At 55.2% G+C, this 20,525-nt stretch carries 22 protein-coding genes; 19 read left to right on the forward strand and 3 right to left on the reverse strand.

What is annotated here, in order from left to right; all coding sequences use genetic code 11:
* The 8 genes from KP814_RS03955 to KP814_RS03990 all read left to right on the forward strand — a co-directional run bounded on the left by KP814_RS03955 (position 1) and on the right by KP814_RS03990 (position 6,627).
* Positions 1–327 (forward strand): YbaB/EbfC family nucleoid-associated protein, encoded by a 327-nt coding sequence (locus tag KP814_RS03955; protein ID WP_011396473.1) that lies wholly within the window; start codon positions 1–3, stop codon positions 325–327.
* Between the two features lie 20 nt (positions 328–347).
* On the forward strand, positions 348–953 hold the full coding sequence (recR, locus tag KP814_RS03960; RefSeq protein WP_216735534.1) for a recombination mediator RecR: 606 nt from the start codon (positions 348–350) through the stop codon (positions 951–953).
* A complete protein-coding gene (gene rnd / locus KP814_RS03965; RefSeq protein WP_216735535.1) occupies positions 946–2,142 on the forward strand; it encodes a ribonuclease D in 1,197 nt (398 codons plus the stop codon). Before recR ends, rnd begins: the two co-directional genes overlap by 8 nt.
* A gap of 54 nt (positions 2,143–2,196) precedes the next feature.
* Positions 2,197–2,517, forward strand: a complete 321-nt coding sequence (locus KP814_RS03970; protein ID WP_216735536.1) for a YcgL domain-containing protein — start codon at positions 2,197–2,199, stop codon at positions 2,515–2,517.
* Complete coding sequence (locus tag KP814_RS03975) at positions 2,474–2,953, forward strand: YcgN family cysteine cluster protein (RefSeq protein WP_371824029.1); 480 nt, start codon at positions 2,474–2,476, stop codon at positions 2,951–2,953. Before KP814_RS03970 ends, KP814_RS03975 begins: the two co-directional genes overlap by 44 nt.
* Positions 2,954–2,989: 36 nt before the next feature.
* Positions 2,990–3,361: a hypothetical protein gene (locus KP814_RS03980; protein ID WP_216735537.1), complete on the forward strand. Its 372-nt coding sequence runs from the start codon at positions 2,990–2,992 to the stop codon at positions 3,359–3,361.
* 202 nt (positions 3,362–3,563) lie between these two features.
* On the forward strand, positions 3,564–5,810 hold the full coding sequence (locus KP814_RS03985; protein ID WP_216735538.1) for a vWA domain-containing protein: 2,247 nt from the start codon (positions 3,564–3,566) through the stop codon (positions 5,808–5,810).
* 13 nt (positions 5,811–5,823) lie between these two features.
* Positions 5,824–6,627, forward strand: coding sequence for a class II glutamine amidotransferase (locus tag KP814_RS03990; protein WP_216735539.1), 804 nt, complete (start codon positions 5,824–5,826; stop codon positions 6,625–6,627).
* Positions 6,628–6,693: 66 nt separating this feature from the next.
* Here KP814_RS03990 and cysK read toward each other — a convergent pair whose 3' ends face one another.
* The gene (gene cysK / locus KP814_RS03995) at positions 6,694–7,659 is read right to left on the reverse strand and encodes a cysteine synthase A (RefSeq protein WP_216735540.1); all 966 of its coding nucleotides are present in this window, start codon (positions 7,657–7,659) and stop codon (positions 6,694–6,696) included.
* 163 nt (positions 7,660–7,822) lie between these two features.
* Between cysK and KP814_RS04000 the strand changes: the two genes are divergently transcribed.
* From KP814_RS04000 to KP814_RS04050, 11 genes are all read left to right on the forward strand, one after another.
* Entirely contained in the window at positions 7,823–8,665 is an 843-nt protein-coding gene (locus KP814_RS04000; RefSeq protein ID WP_127971634.1) for a MoxR family ATPase, read from the forward strand.
* 54 nt (positions 8,666–8,719) lie between these two features.
* On the forward strand, positions 8,720–9,898 hold the full coding sequence (locus KP814_RS04005; protein ID WP_216735541.1) for a VWA domain-containing protein: 1,179 nt from the start codon (positions 8,720–8,722) through the stop codon (positions 9,896–9,898).
* Positions 9,899–10,151: 253 nt separating this feature from the next.
* Entirely contained in the window at positions 10,152–10,676 is a 525-nt protein-coding gene (locus KP814_RS04010; RefSeq protein ID WP_216735542.1) for a hypothetical protein, read from the forward strand.
* 25 nt (positions 10,677–10,701) lie between these two features.
* Positions 10,702–12,456: a lipopolysaccharide assembly protein LapB gene (locus KP814_RS04015; protein ID WP_216735543.1), complete on the forward strand. Its 1,755-nt coding sequence runs from the start codon at positions 10,702–10,704 to the stop codon at positions 12,454–12,456.
* On the forward strand, positions 12,453–15,254 hold the full coding sequence (locus KP814_RS04020) for a tetratricopeptide repeat protein (protein WP_216735544.1): 2,802 nt from the start codon (positions 12,453–12,455) through the stop codon (positions 15,252–15,254). Before KP814_RS04015 ends, KP814_RS04020 begins: the two co-directional genes overlap by 4 nt.
* Positions 15,232–15,825, forward strand: a complete 594-nt coding sequence (locus tag KP814_RS04025; RefSeq protein ID WP_216735545.1) for a tetratricopeptide repeat protein — start codon at positions 15,232–15,234, stop codon at positions 15,823–15,825. The genes KP814_RS04020 and KP814_RS04025 overlap by 23 nt, the downstream gene beginning before the upstream one ends.
* Before the next feature lie 11 nt (positions 15,826–15,836).
* Complete coding sequence (locus KP814_RS04030; RefSeq protein WP_011396488.1) at positions 15,837–16,118, forward strand: hypothetical protein; 282 nt, start codon at positions 15,837–15,839, stop codon at positions 16,116–16,118.
* Between the two features lie 29 nt (positions 16,119–16,147).
* A complete protein-coding gene (locus KP814_RS04035; protein ID WP_127971622.1) occupies positions 16,148–16,816 on the forward strand; it encodes a MotA/TolQ/ExbB proton channel family protein in 669 nt (222 codons plus the stop codon).
* 9 nt (positions 16,817–16,825) lie between these two features.
* Positions 16,826–17,341, forward strand: a complete 516-nt coding sequence (locus KP814_RS04040; protein WP_216735546.1) for a biopolymer transporter ExbD — start codon at positions 16,826–16,828, stop codon at positions 17,339–17,341.
* Positions 17,338–17,835, forward strand: a complete 498-nt coding sequence (locus KP814_RS04045) for a biopolymer transporter ExbD (protein WP_216735547.1) — start codon at positions 17,338–17,340, stop codon at positions 17,833–17,835. Before KP814_RS04040 ends, KP814_RS04045 begins: the two co-directional genes overlap by 4 nt.
* A gap of 1 nt (position 17,836) precedes the next feature.
* The gene (locus tag KP814_RS04050; protein WP_216735548.1) at positions 17,837–18,838 is read left to right on the forward strand and encodes an AgmX/PglI C-terminal domain-containing protein; all 1,002 of its coding nucleotides are present in this window, start codon (positions 17,837–17,839) and stop codon (positions 18,836–18,838) included.
* A gap of 98 nt (positions 18,839–18,936) precedes the next feature.
* On the opposite strand, the gene KP814_RS04055 is transcribed toward KP814_RS04050, so the two are convergent.
* Positions 18,937–19,416 carry a MaoC/PaaZ C-terminal domain-containing protein gene (locus tag KP814_RS04055; RefSeq protein ID WP_216735549.1) on the reverse strand — a complete coding sequence of 160 codons (480 nt, stop codon included), beginning with the start codon at positions 19,414–19,416 and terminating at the stop codon, positions 18,937–18,939.
* Positions 19,417–19,527: 111 nt separating this feature from the next.
* Positions 19,528–20,454, reverse strand: coding sequence for an alpha/beta hydrolase (locus tag KP814_RS04060; RefSeq protein ID WP_216735550.1), 927 nt, complete (start codon positions 20,452–20,454; stop codon positions 19,528–19,530).
* Positions 20,455–20,525 lie beyond the last annotated feature (71 nt).

Consider the following 20,525-nt stretch of genomic DNA (forward strand, 5'->3'; position numbering starts at 1 on the left):
ATGATTAAAGGTAACATGGGCGACTTGATGAAACAGGCCCAAAAGATTCAGGAACAAATGCAGAAAGCCCAGGAAGAACTGGCTAATGCGGAAGTGAGCGGAGAGTCCGGCGGCGGTTTGATCAAAATTGTCATGAATGGCCGCCATGATGTGAAAAAAGTGGAGATCGACGCCAGTTTGATGCAGGAAGAGAAAGAAATCCTGGAAGATCTGCTGGCGGCGGCGGTGAATGACGCCGTGCGTAAAGTAGAAAAGAACAACCAGGATAAGATGTCGAACATGACTGCAGGTCTGGGCATTCCTCCTAATTTCAAAATGCCGTTTTAATGACGGGGTAGTATCCATATATGTCTTCCAGTCTGACGCCTGCTATCGATCAGTTGGTCCGTTGTCTGCGGTATCTTCCCGGCGTGGGGGCGAAGTCCGCCACTCGCATGGCGCTTAACCTGCTGGAAAGAGATCAGGGCCGAGCGGCGGACCTGGCTATCGCCATCAGCGATGCGCTCACCAGGGTGAGACGTTGCTCCCGCTGCCAGAATTTTTGCGAGGCGGACCTGTGTTCGATTTGCGAAAGCCCGAAACGGGATGATCGCGTTCTCTGCGTAGTGGAGTCGCCGACGGACGTGCTGGCGATCGAGCAGACGTCGGACTATAGCGGCCGTTACTTCGTGCTGATGGGGCACTTGTCGCCGATAGACGGCATTGGTCCCGAAGACATTGGCGTTGATAAGCTCAAGCAGCTATTGCAGGAAAGCGCCGTCAGCGAGCTGATCCTGGCCACCAATCCCACCGTGGAGGGCGAAGCGACGGCGCATTTTATCGCCCACATCGCCAAAGACTTGAACATTCCTGTGTCCCGAATCGCCCATGGCATTCCTCTTGGAGGGGAGCTGGGCATGATCGACAGCGGCACGTTAAGTCACGCACTGCAAGGTCGAAAACCTTTTGCCTAACGATACGCTACTCTCCGCTATATATCCGCCGGATTATGAAAGTCTCTGGATAGACACGCCCGCTGCGTTGCAGGACGCGCTGCAGCGCCTGGAAAAGACCGACTGGCTGGCGGTGGATACGGAATTTATCCGTGGAACCACGTTTTATCCCGCGCCGGCGCTGCTGCAGCTATATGATCGCCAGTGCGTGTATCTGGTGGATATGCTGAAAATCACCGATTGGAGCGGAGTCAGTCGACTGTTCGAGAACCGCGACATACTTAAAGTGGTGCATGCCTGCAGCGAGGATCTGGAGCTGTTTAACTGCGTTGGCTTGTCGCAGCCCTGCGGCATGATCGACACCCAGGTCGCCAATGCGCTGCTGGATGGTGAGCTGAACGAAGGCTTGCAGTCGCTGGTGCGCCAGAATCTGGGGATTGAGCTTGAGAAGCACGCCACGCGTTCAGACTGGACGCAGCGCCCGCTCACAGACAAGCAGATTCAATACGCCCAGGAAGATGTCGTGGTGTTGTGGCCGCTCTATCAGAAGCTGGAAGAAGGGTTGCGACAGTCCGACAAGTATGACATTGCGCTGGAGGAAGGTGAGGCCATGCGTTTGGCCGCCGCCGGGGTTCAGGATGTCGGGCGTTACTATTTGAAGCTGCGTGGCGGATGGCGTTTGCGCAAAGGCGCGCAGCAATTGCTGGCGAAGCTGGCGGCATGGCGCGAACAGGAAGCGAGAGGAAGGGATATTCCACGCAAGAAAATCTGTCCTGACGATGAGTTGATCGCTATCGCTCAGCGTCGGCCGCGAAGCCTGGGGCAGCTCACGGACATTACCTCTATCCAGGGCGCTGGACTGCGTCGCTACGGCGCGGAACTGGTGGGGATAGTGCGTGAGCATATGCAGTCTGACGGCGATGAGCCTGAGACCGGGTTTGAAATGATACGTCCGCCGATTCCGCGGGAATATCAGGACTTGGTGAAGAAAGTAAAAAAACTGACGCAAAAGCTGGCGCGAGAGCACCGCATCAACGTGGGCTTGCTCGCCAGTCGGGGATTGCTGGAAGAGTTTGTGTATTGGCATATCCAAGGCGGCGCGGGAACGCAACCGCAGTTGCTGCAGGGCTGGCGCGGCCGTATCTGCGCTGAGCCGCTTGAACGCTGGTTGCAGGACGACAAGTCCGTCCCGCCCCGGCAATCGTCGTAAGACCCCAGATTATTGCGCAAAGCGTGAAGTTAGGTATTGAGGTAAAAACAGGTTATGACTCCGGATCGCAGACTGATTTCCATTTTCAGAAGCTCCAAGAAAGAGGAAATGTATGTCTATGTGGATAAAAAACAGGGCGTCGGCGCATTGCCGGAAGCGTTACTGCAACTTTTTGGCAAACCGCAGCATGTTTTTGATCTGTTGCTGACGAAAGACAAGCCATTGGCCAGAGCGGACGCGGCGGAAGTCATGAGCGCCATCGATGAAAAAGGGTTTTATCTGCAGATGCCCTCCGTTCAGGACGATTACATGATGGATGTGGTGCGCGCGCGTGAACAACGTCCTGCTGTGGGACGCAAAGATCAGGATGACTGAGTCGCGCTGGTGGGAGCAGCCACTGGATGGGCTGAGTCACGCGCAATGGGAGTCGCTATGCGACGGCTGCGGCAAGTGCTGCCTGCACAAGTTACAGGATGAGGAAAGCGATGAGCTTTACTTCACCGCCGTCGCCTGCCGTTATCTGGATGCTGAAAGGGTGCAGTGTAATTGCTATACTGCGCGCGCATCGAAGAACCCGGATTGCCTGATTATCTCGCCGGAAAATCTTCCCGAAATCAGTGACTGGCTGCCAAAGACTTGCGCTTATCGTCTTCGCTTTGAAAACCAGACGCTGCCAGCGTGGCATCCTCTGATTAGCGGAGATGCGTGCTCCGTGGAAGCGGCGGGTCAGTCCGTACGGCACAGAACGATAAGCGAAGACGATATCGACCCGGATGATTGGGAAGAGCTGATTCTTATCGATATGATTTGAACGCTTGAAGCAACTGTTATTGAAAAGTAGAAAATTATGCTGACAGATTTTGGTTATATCGCCGGTTGGGTTGCTTATCTCGTTGCGGCGCTGGCTTTATACGCATTGATGATGCCGTTGTTCAATCGTTGTGGTCCCCGTCCCGTGCAACTCTTCCTGCGCAGCCTGTTGGCGGTGGTGCTGTTTACGCCGGCGATGTCCGTTCCCAAAGACGGCCTGTGGGCGCCCGCCCATATTGTCGCCGCCTACAACTGGCTCCAGCATGATGACAACGCCGCCTTGCAAGCCGGCCTGCTGATGTTGGCCGCCTGGTGCGTCATCGGTCTGCTGTTCGCGCTGCAAGTAGTGCTTGGCAAGCTCTTCGTTACCGCCAAACCCGCGCCAGCTAAGCCTAGACGGCGTACATAATTACTTAAAAATCAATTAAGTCCCTTCGCTTTTTTAAGCAATTCCTGCGTATTTTATTGTTGTTGCAACAAAACCTGCTATAACTTGAAGTAAGGATGGCCGCGGGCACGGCCGCGCTGCGCCCGCCAGCGGTCGATATTTCCAGCGGAGACGGCTGCTGAGCGGCTTCATTCGCCTGCGCCAACTTGGAATACGCTCGAATATGATATTGCTTTTCCGCCAGATTCTCGTTTGCCTGTGTTGTAGCTTGATGCTGTGGCGAGTCGCCTCCGCGCAGATGGAGTTGCCTCCGCCTGCGGATGTGCGCGTGCTCATCGATATTTCCGGCAGCATGAAAAAGAATGACCCGAAAAACCTGCGGCGTCCGGCTCTTAATCTGGTGACGGAGCTGTTGCCTGTAGGCGATTCGGCGGGAGTATGGACATTCGGGCAGTATGTGAATGAGCTGGCCCCGCATCAGGTCGTCGATCCCAATTGGCGTCGCTTGGCCAAGGACAAAGCCAAGGAAATCAGCTCGACGGCGTTATATACCAATATCGGCGCGGCGCTGGAGAAAGCTTCCGAGGACTTTGTAGAAGGTAAGGATTACAGCAACACGCACTTCATTCTGCTCACCGACGGCGTGGTGGATATCTCGCAAAAGCCGGGGGAAAACGTCGCGGAGCGGGATCGCGTTCTGACTCAGGTGCTGAAAAGAATCGCGAGCTTCGGCGCCAAAATTCACACCATTGCGCTATCCAAGAATGCGGATCAGATGCTGCTGCAACGGCTTTCTATTGGCAGTAATGGCATCAACGCGATTGCGGAAACGTCTGATCAGTTGAGTCGCGTCTTTCTGCAAGCCTTCGAGCGAGCGGCCCCGGCTGAAGAGGTGCCTCTGGAAGACAATGCATTTGATGTGGACTCCAGCATCGAAGAGTTTACCGCCCTGGTGTTTCGCGCCAGCGAAAATGCGGAAACCGCCATTGTCGAGCCTACCGGCAAGCGCTTTACTGAAAAAGACCGTCCTGACTATGTTAAGTGGTTCAAGGCGGCGGGTTACGATTTGGTGACCGTACAACGGCCTCTGGAAGGGGAGTGGAAGCTGGACGCGGAGCTGGCCCCGGGCAGCCGGGTGACGGTCGTGAGCAATCTGAAAATGGTGGTGGACCCGCTGCCGGCGAACTTCTACGCGGGAGACCAGCTGGAGCTCAAGATCGGCTTTTTTGAAGACGGCGAATTGGTGCAAAACCGGACTTTTCTGGACTTGGTCGCGGTGGACGTCACCATTCGGACAGAGGACAACAAATCCGGCACCAAGCGGATTTCCAAAGAAGGCGCTCCTCCAGCCGATGGCGTCTTTCGTGAAAGTATCACCAAGCTCAAACAAGTCGGCAGGTACGAAGTGCTGGTGCAGGCCGATGGTCGCACATTCAAGCGGCAATCTCGGCAGCTGATCTCTCTGAACGCGCCCATGGCGGTGGATCTTGAGGCCACCGGCGCTGGGGCGGATACGCGCTACAAAATTGTCATTAGTCCCCTCAGTCCAAATATCAACGAAGCGAAAACCTCAATTATCGCCAAGATCAAAGGGCCGGACGGCGGCAATCTGATTAAATCCATTCCCTTTACCCCGGAAACGGGGCGCTGGGAGTTGGAAGTCGACGCTACCCGGGGCGATGGCGTATATGAAGTCATGCTGAGGGTGGAAGGGGAAACCCGTTCTGGCTCCGCTTTCCGTTTCGAGCCTGACAGTGTGATGGCGGAGTTCCCTCGCCAGGAAGCGTCGCCGAATGAATATCGCTCATTGGTGAACGACAGCAGCGTGGAACAAATGAATGAGACGCTGGTGGAGGAAACCGTTAAAGCCCCAGAGCCTCCGAAGCAGCCCGAAGAAGAGAGCATCGTAGCGCCGATTACACCGGAAATGCAGGATCAGGCGGCGACGGAGCAGCAGGATGCGGCGGTGGAGGAAAAGGGCTCCAACGCCATGCTGTGGATTATCATCGCAGCCAGCGGCGCCACGTTACTGTTGCTGGCGGTAGGAGGCGGCTATTGGATCTACCGCAAACGCCGCATTGAAAAGGAAGTTCGAGAGCCGGTAGAGACCACCAAGCTGGATGATTCCGATGACGTTCCTTCCCTGGAAGAGTCCGGGCATGATCTGGAAGACGAGATAGAGCAGTTGGAACAGCCTATTGATGTCGCTGAAGAACCCTCTATGATGAATGAGGCGGACGACATGGAATTCGGCATGGAGGAAGCAGCGGAGCCGAAAAAAGAGGAGGAGGCCGAGCCGCCCATGAGTTCATTCGACGCTGAAGATACGGACGCAGAGTCGCTCGCCGACGAGATTCTGGCTTCCAATGAGAAAGCCAGGGATATGGATGATGAGTTCAACCTGGAAGATTTTGATATATCCGATACTGACGACCTCCCCGCTGGATCGGAAGACGAAGACAAAAAGTAGTTAACTTCTGAACATGTGCCAACTTCTTGGAATGAGCGCGAATGCGCCGACGGATATTTGTTTTTCCTGGACCGGTCTGATGTTTCGCGGCGGCCAGACCGGCCCGCATAAAGACGGCTGGGGCATCGCCTTTTATGAAGGCAAGGGGCTGCGTGAGTTCCGTGATCCCAATCCCAGCGCTACCTCAGAAATCGCGCGGTTTATCAGTCAGTATCCCATTAAAAGCCGTACGGTTATCAGCCACATCCGGCAGGCTAATGTCGGCGACATCAGCCTGGAAAACACTCACCCTTTTATCCGTGAACTGGGAGGCTATTACTGGTGTTTTGCGCATAACGGACAACTGAAATCCTATCAGGACCTGCCTTTGGGACGTTTTCGTCCGGTGGGGGAGACGGATAGCGAGCATGCGTTTTGCTGGCTGCTGGAAGACGTCGCCAGCGGCTGTAATGACTTCAACAGCCTGGAGTGCCTGGGCGGAAGGCTGTATCGGAATTGTCTGGAGCTGACGTCGAGAGGCGTGTTCAACATGCTGTTCACCAACTCGGAGTATCTGTTCGCGTATTGCTCCACCAAATTGTACTGGATCACCCGGCAGGCGCCCTTCGGCTGCGCTTCCTTGGAAGACGGCGAGATTCGGGTGAACTTCGAAGAGCACACCAATCCCACTGACAAAGTCACCATGATTGTCACGGAGCCGCTGACCGTCGATGAAGAGTGGCGACAAATGCGCCCAGGGGAATTAATCGCTTTTCGGGACGGCGCTGTCGCCGCCAGATGGTACGAAGAAGGGGCGGTGAAGCCCGCCGATACTTAAAAGCAGATGAAAGTGAATCCCGCGAGTAAAAGCTCAAACGCCGGCGCGAAGGCCGGCGTTGTCCAACTACTGCACGTTTTCCGCTTCAGTAAAGAAGTTGTCGAATAACGCCGTGGACAGGTAGCGTTCTGCGCTGTCCGGCAGAATAACCACGATATTCTTGTCCTTGAACTCGTCACGCTCCGCCAAGCGAACCGCAACGGCCGCCGCGGCGCCGCAGGATATGCCGCAGAGGATGCCTTCTTCCCGCATCAGGCGATGAGCCATTTCCATGGCCTCTTCGTTAGTGACTTGCTCAACCAGATCCACCATGTCCAAATCCAGGTTCTTCGGTACGAAGCCGGCGCCGATGCCCTGGATTTTGTGAGGGGCGGGCTGTAATTCCTGGCCTTTGATAGTTTGAGTGATCACAGGGGAGGCAGTGGGCTCCACGGCCACGGATGTGATGTTTTTGCCCATGGTGTTTTTGATGTAGCGAGAGACGCCGGTAATGGTGCCGCCGGTGCCGACGCCAGCGACCAGGACATCGATTGCGCCTTCCAGATCCCGCCAGATTTCCGGACCGGTGGTCTTTTCATGAATTTCAGGGTTGGCGGGGTTGTCGAACTGTTGCAGCATCAAGTGTTGCTGCGGGTCCTGAGAGACGATTTCCGACGCCTTCTCGATCGCGCCTTTCATGCCCTTGGGGCCTTCGGTCAGCACAATTTCCGCGCCCAGCGCTTTCATCGCCTTACGGCGCTCCAGGCTCATGGTGGCGGGCATGGTCAGAATCAGCTTATATCCCCGTGCGGCGGCGACAAAGGCGAGAGCAATACCGGTGTTGCCGCTGGTGGGCTCAACCAGGGTCATGCCTGGCTTGAGACGACCGGATTTCTCCGCATCCCATACCATGTTCGCGCCGATACGGCATTTCACAGAGTAGGCCGGGTTGCGGCCTTCAATTTTGGCGAACACATTGCCTTTGGTGACGCGATTCAGCTTCACCAGCGGCGTGTTGCCGATGGACATGGAGTTGTCTTCGTAGACGTTCATTACGTATCTCCTTGCAGATTAAGTAGATTTCCCCGGCCATAACAATACGAGCGTGAGAGATAGCTTAGCGGCTGGCATGAAATATTTGAATGTTTTCGGGTAATATATCCGCTTATAACTCCTCTAATAATTATGCATTCACACAACTTACAAGGTTTCACACATGAAGTTTTCCGGCACCAAGAATTATGTCGCCACTGACGATCTGCAGCTGGCGGTCAACGCGGCCATTCGATTGCAGCGGCCGCTTCTTATCAAAGGCGAACCCGGTACAGGCAAGACCATGCTGGCGGAAGAGCTGGCGGAAGCCCTGGGGGCGCCCCTGATTCAATGGCATATCAAGTCCACCACCAAGGCCCAGCAAGGATTGTATGAATACGATGCGGTCTCGCGCCTGCGTGACTCCCAGCTGGGCGACGATCGTGTTCACGACATTCGCAACTACATCAAGAAAGGCAAGTTGTGGGAGGCGTTTGAGTCTGAGCAGCAGTCCGTGCTGCTGATCGATGAGATCGATAAAGCGGATATCGAGTTCCCCAACGACCTGTTGCTGGAGCTGGATAAAATGGAGTTCTACGTTTACGAGACGCAGGAGCGAATCCGTGCGACTACTCGGCCTATCGTCATCATCACCAGCAACAACGAAAAAGAGCTGCCAGACGCTTTCTTGCGTCGCTGCTTCTTCCACTACATCAACTTCCCTGACAAAGACACCATGGAGTCGATCATCGACGTCCATTACCCGGGCATTCAGCGTTCGCTGGTGAAGGACGCCTTGGATGTTTTCTTCGACGTGCGCAAAGTGCCCGGGTTGAAGAAGAAACCATCTACATCGGAGTTGATAGACTGGCTCAAACTGCTGATGGCGGACAATCTCCCAGAGGATGTGTTGCGCAACCACGATCCCAGTCAGGCGATTCCTCCCTTGTACGGCGCCTTGGTGAAGAACGAGCAGGATGTCCACCTTTTGCAGAAACTGGCGTTCATGACGCGCAGAAAAGGCTGATCGCAGCAATGAGCGGACGCAATGCAGCGTCCGCGAGCAAAGGAGGACACATATATGTTGATTGATTTCTTCCTGACGCTGCGCAAGAACAAGGTGCCGGCGTCCTTACGGGAGCTGCTCGACCTGCTGGAGGCGCTGCAACAGGGGCTGGCGTTTGCGGATATGGATGACTTTTATTACCTGAGCCGCGCCTGTCTGGTAAAAGATGAAAAGCACTACGACAAGTTCGATCAGGCTTTCGGCGTCTACTTCAAAGGACTGGAAGACCTGAATGCGGTGTTGGAGGCGCTGATCCCCGAAGATTGGCTGCGGGCGGAATTTGAAAAGCAGCTCACCGATGAGGAAAAGGCCAAGATTGAATCCCTGGGAGGCCTGGAAGAGCTGATCGAGGCGTTCAAAAAGCGACTTGAGGAGCAGAAAGAGCGTCATCAGGGCGGCAATAAATGGATCGGGACTGGCGGCACGTCGCCATTTGGAGCGAACGGCTATAACCCGGAAGGCATTCGCATCGGGCAGAACGGCTCCCGCAATCGCCGTGCGGTGAAGGTTTGGGAGCAGCGTACTTATAAAGATCTGGACGACTCCATCACCCTTGGCATTCGCAATATCAAGGTGGCGTTGCGTCGTCTGCGCAAATTCGCCCGTCAGGGCGCGGCGGAAGAGCTGGACATGCCGGATACTATCCGCAGCACCGCCAATAACGCCGGATACCTGGATATCAAGATGGTGCCGGAGCGCCATAACTCTGTAAAAGTGTTGCTGTTTTTCGATATTGGCGGCTCCATGGACCCGCATATTCGCGTGTGCGAGGAGCTGTTCTCCGCCGCGCGCAGCGAGTTCAAGCACATGGAGTACTATTACTTCCACAACTTCATTTATGAAGGCGTGTGGAAGAACAATATCCGCCGCGTCAGCGAAACCATTCCAACCTGGGATATTCTGCATAAATACGCATCGGATTACCGGGTGATTTTTGTGGGCGACGCCAGTATGGCGCCTTATGAGATCACCCATCCCGGCGGCAGTATTGAGCATTGGAACGAAGAGGCCGGGGCGGTCTGGATGCAACGGGTGACGGATAAGTTCGACAAGGTGATCTGGCTGAATCCCTATCCCAAAGACTATTGGGGCATGGGCGGCTCGTTGGAAATCACCCGTCAGTTGGTCAACCAGCATATGTATCCGCTCACCATTGATGGGCTGGAGCAGGGTATGAAGTACCTGAGTAAGTAGCTCCCCTCAGGATCTTTTCTAAGCGCCGTTGCTGGACGGCGCTTCTTTCCTTACTTTCTCTTCTATTGCTTACCTTATTGCGCTGCGCTGGCGAATCAGGCGTCAGTGGCGAACGCTAACCATGTCTCGTTTTGTAAACATTTGTGTAGTTTGGTGAATCGAGTTCACACTATCGCCGGCGACCCGGTGCTACCATGGCTTTCGTCTCTTTCTGCGTTCACCCGAGAGTTCGGCTCTCACAAGGGTATTGAGGATGAAGGCTTTGCGAATAATTCCAAGAATAATCATCACAGCGTTGCACATACTGACATTCGTCATTTCCTCCCAGGCTCATAGCGCCGCGACCGAGCGGGATATGGAGGCCCTCAAGCAGCGCGTCATCGAGCTCAACCGCGAGCTATATAAACTGCAGGAAGAAGTCCTGTATCCCATCGACACGCAAGTGGTGTTTTTTCTGGCCGTAGATGAAAACGTCGGTTTTGAGCTGGATTCCGTCGAGCTCACTCTGGACGGCGACATGGCGACCACTTACCTCTACTCCGCACGTGAACTGCAGGCATTGCAGCGCGGCGGCGTGCAACGTCTGTTTATGGGAAATCTGCCTGCGGGCGCGCACAAGGCGGTGGCGGTTTTCAATGGACGCAGCGCCGGCGACAAATACCTGAGAAAAGCGGCGACACTGTCTTTCAATAAAGAAAACGGCTCTAAATACCTGGAATTGCGGGTGCAGGGCGATGGCGTCAGAACGCCCCGTTTTCTGATCAGAGAGCTGCGCTAGGCGCTGCTGATTACGGTCGAACGTCATGAAAGGGGATGTAACGCCAACCATGCATCGAATGTCCGTCCTGCTGCTGATTCTGAATGCTCTGTGCATGCTCGCCAGCGCTGTGCGGGCGCAAGAAGCCGCCGACGAATTACTGCACCGGGAAGCTCTGTTTCACTACTACACGAATGACTTTCTACAATCCCTGGTGCTGTTGGAGAACGAGCACCTTGGCTCCAATCATGTGGATAATCAATATCATAACCTGAACCATATTCTCGCCATCGAATCCGGTCTGGAGTTCGGTATGCGTCGTAATGCGGAGTCGCTCCTAGAGCATTTGCAATTTACCGCCAGAGAACCCGAGGTTAAACAGCAGGCGCAAATGATCAAGGGGCGTCTCGCCTATCGCGATGGCGAGTGGGGAGAGGCAGTGGAGTTGTTCGCCGGAGCGATGAAAGGGATGGCCCGGGATCGCAAAGACGAAGCCCTCTACTATATGGCGAACAGCTACCTGCAACTGCGGCGCCCGCAGGAGGCGGCCAAGGTTCTTGGTGAGGCCTCCCAGGGCAGTCTGTGGGCTGCGCATGGCTATTATAACCTGGGAGTGAATTACGCCGCGGATGATCCTGATTCTTCTCGCGCGTTGGTCGCGCTTCGCGTCGCTGCAGCCATGGCTGATGACAGTTATGAAGGGCGCGAGTTGAGTGATCGTGTCCTGTTGGCGGCGGGCCATATCGCTTTGCTGGACAAGGATTACAACAAAGCCCTGTCGTTCCTGAAAAACGTTCATGCTTCCGGTCCGGGAGCGCCGGCGGCGATCTATGACTACGGCATGGCGTTCGCGGGACTGGGACGTTATCGCACGGCTATTCAATCCTGGCATCGGGCTAAAAAATTCGCCCTCACGTCTTCCGGCGTTGCGGAGACCTTCCAGGCCATCGCCTATGGTTATGAGCAGGAAAAGCTGCGAGCCACCGCCATTGACGCGTACCTGGAAGCCATCGCCGTGTATGAGAAAGAAAAGCGTCAGGTCGATGAAGTCGTGACCGAAATCAACGCTAAAGGCGTGTTGGACTTGCTGCTGCAGGCGCCATTGCAGAACGGCGAAGTGGAATGGTATCTGGCTACGGATCTGCTCACCAATACGCCAAAGATCGCCTTTGTTCATTATTTGATGGATAAGCCTGATTTCTTTCCCTTCGCCAAAGAATTGCTGCAAATGCACGGTTTACTGCAGTCGCTGCAAAATGGCGCGCAACGCATGGAGATCTTCTCCGCCGCCCTGGAGCGCCGCGCGCGTCAGGCGAAGCAGGGCGCCGCTGGAGCGCTTGCAAAAATGCGTCCGCAACAACTCAATCAACTGGTGTCGGAACGCAATGCGCTGGCCAAGTCCGCCGCCCAGGCTTCCGACGATCAAAAGGCGTTGCAACTGCTGGCGTTGCGCGAGCTGGACGAGAAGTTAAATCAACTCAAGGATAATTTTGTCAGTGTTCAGGGCGGCCTGCGCCAGGGCGGCGATCTCTACAAGACGCAACTACGCAAAGTTGAAACTCTGCAAAAAGAGTTCTCCGCCATGCATCGAGAACTGGCGGGGAAAATCAACGATTATGATAAGAAACTGTCACAACTGGCGGTCAAGTTGTTGCAGCAGCACTGGCGCGAAATAGACGGCTATCATGTGCGTAGCCAATTGGCGTTGGTGAATTTGTATGACGATTTGGCTGTGGCGGAGCTGCGTAAGAAGCAGCCTGTTGCGCCAGATGCGGCGACAGCCGGGGAGGGGGTGTTATGAGAGCCGCGGCCCTTGCGCTCAGTGTGAGTCTTCTTGGCTTTATTCCCCTGAAGGCGTTGGCGGACACGCTGGCGCCGATCGTCATCGTGGAGAAGGACGAGGCGGACAAGACCATCGGCGAACTGAAACCCGCCTATATCGACTTCAGCTATCGGGTAGCGCCGCGAACGCCTTTGAATGAGGTGGCGTTGCGATACAGTCGCCTGATCCGCGAAGCCTCCGATCCGGAAGTGCGCATCAAGGCGCTGCATCGGCTGATCAACCTGGAAGAGCTGTTCTACGACGCCAAACCCCAGGGGCTGATCGACGACGAAATATGGAGTATCGCGATAGAGAGCTACGAATCCCTGTTGCAGCGTCAACCGGGAGACAAAGACAACGATCGTATTCTTTATCAGTTGGCGCGCGCCTGCGGCATGCTGGGGCGTACCGACAAAGCGCTGACCAGTCTGGAGCGATTGGTAGGACAGTATCCGCGCTCAAGTTATACGACCGAGGCGTGGTTCCGCATTGGCGAGTTACGCTACAGCGCTGGCGAATATATCAAAGCGCAATCCGCATACAGCAGGGTGCTGGCGGAACGCGGCGATGGCGACCTGGCTTCCAAAGCTCGATACATGCTGGGCTGGACCCAGTTTAAGCAGGAAAACTTCAGCGCGTCATTGCAGACCTTTTTGCAAGTGTTGTCTCACTTGGAGTCCAATTCCGCTCCTGCAGGGCAGATGGCGCCCGGCGTTCGTGAAGCGGGAGATGATGCCCTGCGCATCGTCAGCATCATGGCCAGCTACGGTAAAGGGCCGGAAACGCTGAAAGCGGCTATTGCACTGGGCGATTATCGTCCCTTGGCGCCTAAACTGTATGCGGCGCTATACGACTACTACCTGCAGCGCGAGCGCTATCAGGACGCCGCCGCCAGCGCGCAGGCTTATATCGCCGCCTATCCGGCGGCTACGGATCGTAGTGACTTCCATGACCGCATTATCGCCGCGTACGACCAGGGCGGCCTGCCTTCGCTGGCATGGGAGGAGAAAGCCCGTTTCACTCGTGAGCTGGGACTGTCGTCGAACTATTGGAACTCACAACAAGAGACCGCCAAAACCCGCCTGCGTCCCTCTCTCTATCAATATCTGGATGATCTGGGGCAAAGAGAATACGCCCTCGGTTTGAAGGCGGCAGGGGTGGAGCGTCGTACACACCTGCAGAACGCGGTGGCGTATTTTGACGGTATGGAGGAGATCTTTCCCTCCGAAGGGAAAACCGCTGAAGCGCTTTACTTGCAGGGCGAAGCGTATTTTCTGCTGGAGGAATGGGAGTTTGCGGTGCGGGCCTATGACAAGGCGGGCTATTTCTATCCTGACTTTCCTCAACGTCATGAGGCGGCCTATGCCGGCGTTAACGCTTTGAGCAAAGCAGTGGACGCTAATCAGGAAGACGCTACATTGCGCAGCCGCCGTGTGGATGCGCTGCTGCGGTTTGCAAAAACTTTCCCCCGGGATTCTCGCGCGACAGAAAGCCTGTTGTTCGCGGCGAATGAACTCTACGCCATGGAGCAGTACGGCGCAGCCCTGGATGCCGCTACCCAGACGGCTTCTTTTACAGATGATAAGGCGACCCGTAATGCGGCATGGACCGTCGCCGGTCACTCCGCTTTTGCATTGAGCCAATATCAGGACTCCGAGCACGCCTACCGGCAGGCGCTGTCGTTGCGCTCCCGCAAGGCGCCGGATTATGACGTGCTGATGGAGAATTTCGCCGCCAGCATTTACAGCCAGGGCGAGCAGGCGGAAGCGCGTGGAGAGGTCTCCGCGGCGTTTATTGAATACAAGAGAGTCATCGACGAAGCGCCGGAATCCCAGGTGCGCGTCAGCGCCCAGTACGATGCGGGCATGCGCGCGATTGACCTTGGACGCTGGAAAGAGGCCATTGCTCTGTTGAATGACTTCCGTCAGCGCTATCCCGACCACAAGCTGACGACGGGTATTGGCGAGAAACTGGTCTACGCCTATCAACAGCATCAGCGTCCAGAATCCGCTGCGGATGAGTTGCTGCGTATCGCTGCGGGCGAAAAAGACGCTGAACGTAAGCGCAAGGCGCTGTTGCAGGCGGCGGAATTGATGGAAAACGCGGGTCGGGAGCAGCAGGCGGCCAAGGTGTACCTGCAATATGCGAACGAGTTTCCGGCTCCGTTCGAGACCGCTATCCAGGTGCGGGACGCATTAATTGATTACTACTCCCAGAGCGCGCAGATGCAACAAGCGGATCAATGGCGCGAGAAGTTGATTCAGTTTGAGGAGAGCGGCGGCGCAGATCGGACTCCCGCGAGTCGATCTTTGGCGGCGGAAGCCAGCTGGACGCTGGCGCAAAAAGAAAAGGCGGCGTTTGACGACGTGCGCCTGACCTTGCCGTTGAGCAAGTCGTTGGCGGCCAAGCAAGCTGCGCTGAAAAAAGTCATGCAACGCCTCAATCGCATCAACGGTTATGGCGTGAGCGAATACGCCACTGCGGCGACTTACATGATGGGCGAAGTGTATCGCCAGTTGGGTAGAGACATTATGGAATCCAATCGCCCCGGTAATCTGAGTGATCTGGAGCGGGAGCAATACAGCCTGCTGTTGGAGGAGCAGGCGTTTCCCTTTGAAGAAAAAGCCATTGAGTTTCTCGAGCTCAATGCAAGCCGGACCCAGCAAGGGGTTTACGACGAGTGGGTTAAGAAAAGCTATCTGGCGTTGCGGGAAATTATGCCCGCCAGATATGACAAGCAAGAGGTAAAGGTGGATGTCGCGCAAACGTTGCAATAAACACGGCGTTACAGGTTTGGCGCTAACGGCGGCCTTGTTGCTGGTTGGTTGCGCGGGTTCGCCGATGCGCAAGGACGCTGCCGCTGATATCTCTCCTGCCGGAGAACAGGCTCAGATGAAGTACGATCAGGCGCTGGCGGCGTTAAACAATAATCAGGTCGCTTTGGCGGAGAATTTGTTCAAGCAGGTCATTGCCGATAAACCGGGTCTCAGCGCGCCTTATTTCAATCTGGGAGTCATTGCGGAAAAGCAGGGCGATCTGCCGTCCGCCAGGACATGGTACGCTCAGGCGCTGGATGTAAACCCCAAAGACGCCAGAGCTTTGAATCAGTTGGCAGTTTTAGCGCGGGAGGAGGGTGATTTTGAGAATGCCTTGGCGTTTTATGAAAGAGCGCTGAAGGCGGAGCCGAATGAGCCGGTTTATCATCGTAATATAGCTATACTTTACGACATGTATCTGGGTGATTACGTGCGGGCGTTGGAGCATTACCAGCGCTGCCAGGAACTTCGATCCGCTCCCGACGAGCAAGTGGCGATGTGGATCGCCGACCTTGAGCGGCGTATCCAATAGGCGGAGAAGGTATGAGATTTCAAATACTTGCCTTATGCCTCTGCGGTCTCTACAGTAACGCAGGTTTTGCGGCTGAGTTGATCGAGCTCGAAGGAACGGCGTTGAGAGGCGAGCAGGAGCAACCTAAAGTCTTGTACCTGGTGCCCTGGGGAACGCCGGATAGTCCGGCGATTGAAGTTCCGGAGCCGGAAAAAGAATTGGACGGCGCGCTCAGACCGCTAGATAGACAGGCGTTTCGGCAAAGTCTGTACTATCGTAAAAACCTTAAGATAGGCGATTTAGACCAGCAATAACCTAGAAGTGATTAAGGAGTCAGCGCGATATGTTCGAGACTGTCGTTCGCTTTTTTCAAGATGGTGGTGTTTTCATGTATCCCATCGCCATTGTCCTCGTGATCGGCGTAGCAATCGCTGTTGAACGATATATCTATCTCAGCGTCGCCAAGTTGAGCAACCGCGCGGACTTCAACAAACTGATCATGATGATCGGGCGCAAGGATTACCTCAACGCGCTGAAGCAGGCCAAACAATCCAAGACCGCCATGTCCACCATCGTGGAAGCGGGTTTGACCCGTTTGCTGAACCGTCAGCCGCGGGATCAGATTGAATACGCGATGGAAGAGGGGTTGATGGAAGTTCTGCCTCGTCTGGAAAAGCGTACGCAATATCTGGCGACGCTCGCCAACGTCTCCACGTTGTTGGGACTCTTGGGGACCATCATCGGTCTGATCGCCGCCTTTACCGCGGTCGCCAACGCGGACCCCGCGGAGAAGGCCAACTTGTTGTCGAAGAGTATTTCGGTGGCGATGAACACCACCGCATTCGGCTTGATCGCGGCGATTCCTTTACTGCTGGTGCACGCCATCCTGCAAACCAAAACCAACGAAATCGTGGATAGTTTTGAAATGGCTGGCATCAAGATCATGAACCTGATTTCGGAGAAACCAGCCCAGGCCGCCCCGGTAGCGAAAGCCGCACCAGAAAGAACATAGGACAGACCGATGCGTCGTAAACACCGTCGTCCGGAGGCTGTCGCTGACCTGGACATCACGGCGTTCATGAATCTCATGATCGTCCTGGTGCCGGTGCTGCTGATCAATCTGGTGTTCTCTCAAACCAGCGTTCTGAACCTGAACTTCCCTGAGTCCGCCGCCAACTCCGCCCAGGACAATAAAGACCAGCTGCAATTGCAGGTCATGATCCTGGAAGAGCAGTTGGTGATTGCGGATAACAAGGGCGGGGTCATCATGCAGATCCCGAAACAGGCGGGTGGCGAGCACGATTATAAGACGCTCGCATTGGCTATGCAGGACATTAAAGCCCGGGTCCCTCCAGATAAGAAAGATATCACGTTGTTGCCTCAGGAAAGCACGTCCTATCAAACACTGGTTAGTGTGATGGATAAGGTGCGTTCCTACAAAACCGTTGTGGCGGGCAGCGTTGTTAACGCGGAGTTGTTCCCGGATATCTCCATTGCCGATGCGCCTGAGATCATTCCGGCAGGAGGCGCGCAATGAAGCAGTCAGGCCGCGCCAAGCGTTATCAACGCCATTACCGAAGAATGCATAAAACAGCGTCGCTGAATCTGGTGTCGCTGATGGATATATTCACTATTCTGGTGTTCTTCCTGATGGTGAATTCATCCGATGTCCAGGTGCTGCAGCAAAACAGCGCTGTAGAGTTGCCCGTGTCCATTGCCGACCAGCCGCCCACTGATCAGTTGACCGTCACGGTGACGGATGACGACATTATTGTCGGCGGCAGAGTGGTCAGTAAGGTTGTCGCCGCGGTTAATCAGGCCCCGTTGTTGATTAACGGACTCAAGCTGGAATTGGACTATCAGGTGTCCCGCGTCAACACGCCGGCGCCGCCTGAAGGCAGACCAATCACCATCATGGCGGATAAAGAGCTGCCTTATAAGTTGCTGAAGAAAATCATGTCCACTTGTGTGGAAGCGGGCTACAGCAGTATCTCACTGGCGGTAAGACGCACTACCGAGAAGGAGGCCTAGCATGGTGAAAGCACGCGCCGGCTCTCCTTTGCCGTGGAACGTTGACGCTAGGGAGCGAGATCGTTTCTTTCTGATTCTCGCGTTCGCCATGTTGGTTATGCTGGTGGCGGGCGTGATTATCCCGTTGGTTGATTTGCCCGAGAAGTCCCGTGAAGAGTTGGAGGCGTTGCCTCCCCAGCTGGCGCGGGTAGTGATTGAAAAACGGGAACTGCCAAAACCGGAAATCAAAAAGCCGGAACCGAAGCCGGAGAAAAAGGAAGAGAAGAAAGAAGAGCCCAAGCCGAAACCCGAACCAAAGCCAGAACCCAAACCGCAGCCCAAGCCTGAGCCGAAACCTGAGAGAAAGGTGACGCCGAAGGCGGAGCAACCCAAGCAGCAGACGGTAGATCAGGCGCGCGAGAAAGCGCAAAGCTCTGGTTTGTTGGCGCTGAGCGATCAGCTCTCTGATATGAGAGCGCTGGCGGACACGGCGGATGCGTCAGACCAGCCGCTGTATACGGCGACTCCGATCAGCAAGAAGGCGTCGGATAAGTTGGTGAACAATGTTTCCACTTCAGGGAGTGGGGGCGTGGACGCCAACAAGCTGGATAAGTCTACCCAACAGGTGGCGCTGGCTTCGCGTAAGGTGACGGAAGTGCAGGAAAAAGCCCAGCCGGGCGGCGGTGGTTCCACCAGCAAGAAAACGTCTGGCTCCGGTTCTGGCAATCAGCGTAGCACAACGCGTTCCGCTGAGGAGATCAGGAAGGTCTTTGATGCGGCCAAAGGGCAGCTGTCTACCTTGCATAAGCGTGCGCTTCGCAAAGATCCAACGCTTAAAGGAACCTTGGTGCCTGAGCTGACAGTGGAAGCAAATGGCAGTGTGTCGCAGTGCAAGATTGTGGAGAGTAACCTGAATAATCAGGACTTCGAAAAGAAAATCTGCTCTTACTTGAGGCTGCTGAACTTCGGCGCCAAATCCAACGCAAGCAAACAGGCGATCAGATATCCCATTGATTTGCTGTAAGCCTGAGCAAACAAAAAAGCGCCCCTGAGTGGGCGCTTTTTTTTATGGAGAAAATTGAGCGGCGGACTTGATGAAGCCGGTCGCTCTTAATTAACGAATCACTGTTCGCCGCTGATGGATATAGCCGGTAGTGTGGGCCTTTCCAGTGAAATTTTCTCATCTGGGGCGATGACCTTCGCCTGACCTTCCACCACCAATACGCCATTTTGATTGTGAATGGCGCAATCCAGCACGACCCGTTTCTTCGACAGCTTTTCCGTTACTGTGAGGGTGACCGTCAGGACATCATTTAACTTTACCGGACGCTTGAAGCTCAGGTGCTGTTCCAGGTAAATGGTGCCGGGACCCGGAATAACGGTGGCCAAAGCCGCTGAAATCAATGCGCCGGACCACATGCCGTGGCCGATTCTCTCCTTGAATACGGTGGACTGCGCGTACTCGGCGTCCAGATGCACCGGATTGATATCACCGGAAACGGCGGCGAACAGAACGATTTCCTGCTCTGTCAGTGTACGGGTGTAAGTGGCGGAGTCGCCCACATGAAGTTCGTCGTAGGTAATGTTTTCTAGCGCGTCCATAGTGAACTGATAACTTGATTGGGTTGCTGACAACGCACGCCGGAGAGTGGCGACGCAGGGATTAACTTTCCTTTATATATTAGTGTAATCCATATTTCTCTAACGCGTCTGTTACGGAGTGTGCGCGGTCACCCATGAGGACAGGTCGTTCAGCACTTGCTGGCGATTGATCTCGTTGAGCATTTCATGGCGTCCGTCGGGGTAGAGCGTGCAGCTAAGGTCGCGTACGCCTGCCTCGCGTAAGTGGCGCTCCAGTCTTTTTACCCCCTTGCCGAACTCTCCAACCGGATCTTTATCTCCCGCGATCAGATAGATAGGCAGATTGGGGTTGATGCGGGAGAAGCTGGCGGACGTGAAAATGCGCCGCAGACCATCCAGCATCGCGATCCAGGTGGCGGTTGTGCAGATGAAGCCGCACCATGGGTCCTTGATGTAGTTGTCCACTTCGGCGGGGTCGCGGGAAAGCCAGTCGAATTCCGTACGATTAGGAGCGAAGCGATGATTGAATGAGCCGAATGAAAGCTGATCCAGCAGGCGACTGGCGCTGCGCGCGCCCAAGCGTAGCTTTTCCGCCCTGGCGATGGCCGCCGCCGCAAGATATTTCAATGGCGCGCCGTAATTACTGCCGGAAAGAATAACGCCGTGAAAGGGCGGACGATGCACGATCAGGCATTGCAGACTGATAAAAGACCCCATGCTGTGGGCGAAGAGAAAATGCGGAACGTCTGGATGCCAGCTTTTTATCTGGTTGGCCATAAACAGCAGGTCTGCGGCGACTTTGTCCCAGCCGTCGCGATCAGCGTAATGACCGGTCTGGCCGTTGGCGATAGAGCGGCCATGACCGCGGTGATCATGCGCGACGACCGCGTAGCCCTGGGCGCAGAAGTGCTCAGCCAGATTTCGGTAGCGTCCGGCGTGCTCCGCCATGCCGTGGGAAATCTGAATAACGCCGCGTATGACGGGGGAGTCCGGTATCCATCTGTAGTACCCGATTTTATGGCCGTCCGTGCTGGTCAGGAAATCTTCCAGGTTGCGCATGATGTTTGCTAGTTATTGGATTTTATTAGTGTTTTATCCGCTGATTCGCAACAATTTAGCTACCGTCAGCA

The organism is Hahella sp. HN01 (assembly GCF_018986435.1).
Classification (GTDB): Bacteria; Pseudomonadota; Gammaproteobacteria; order Pseudomonadales; family Oleiphilaceae; genus Hahella.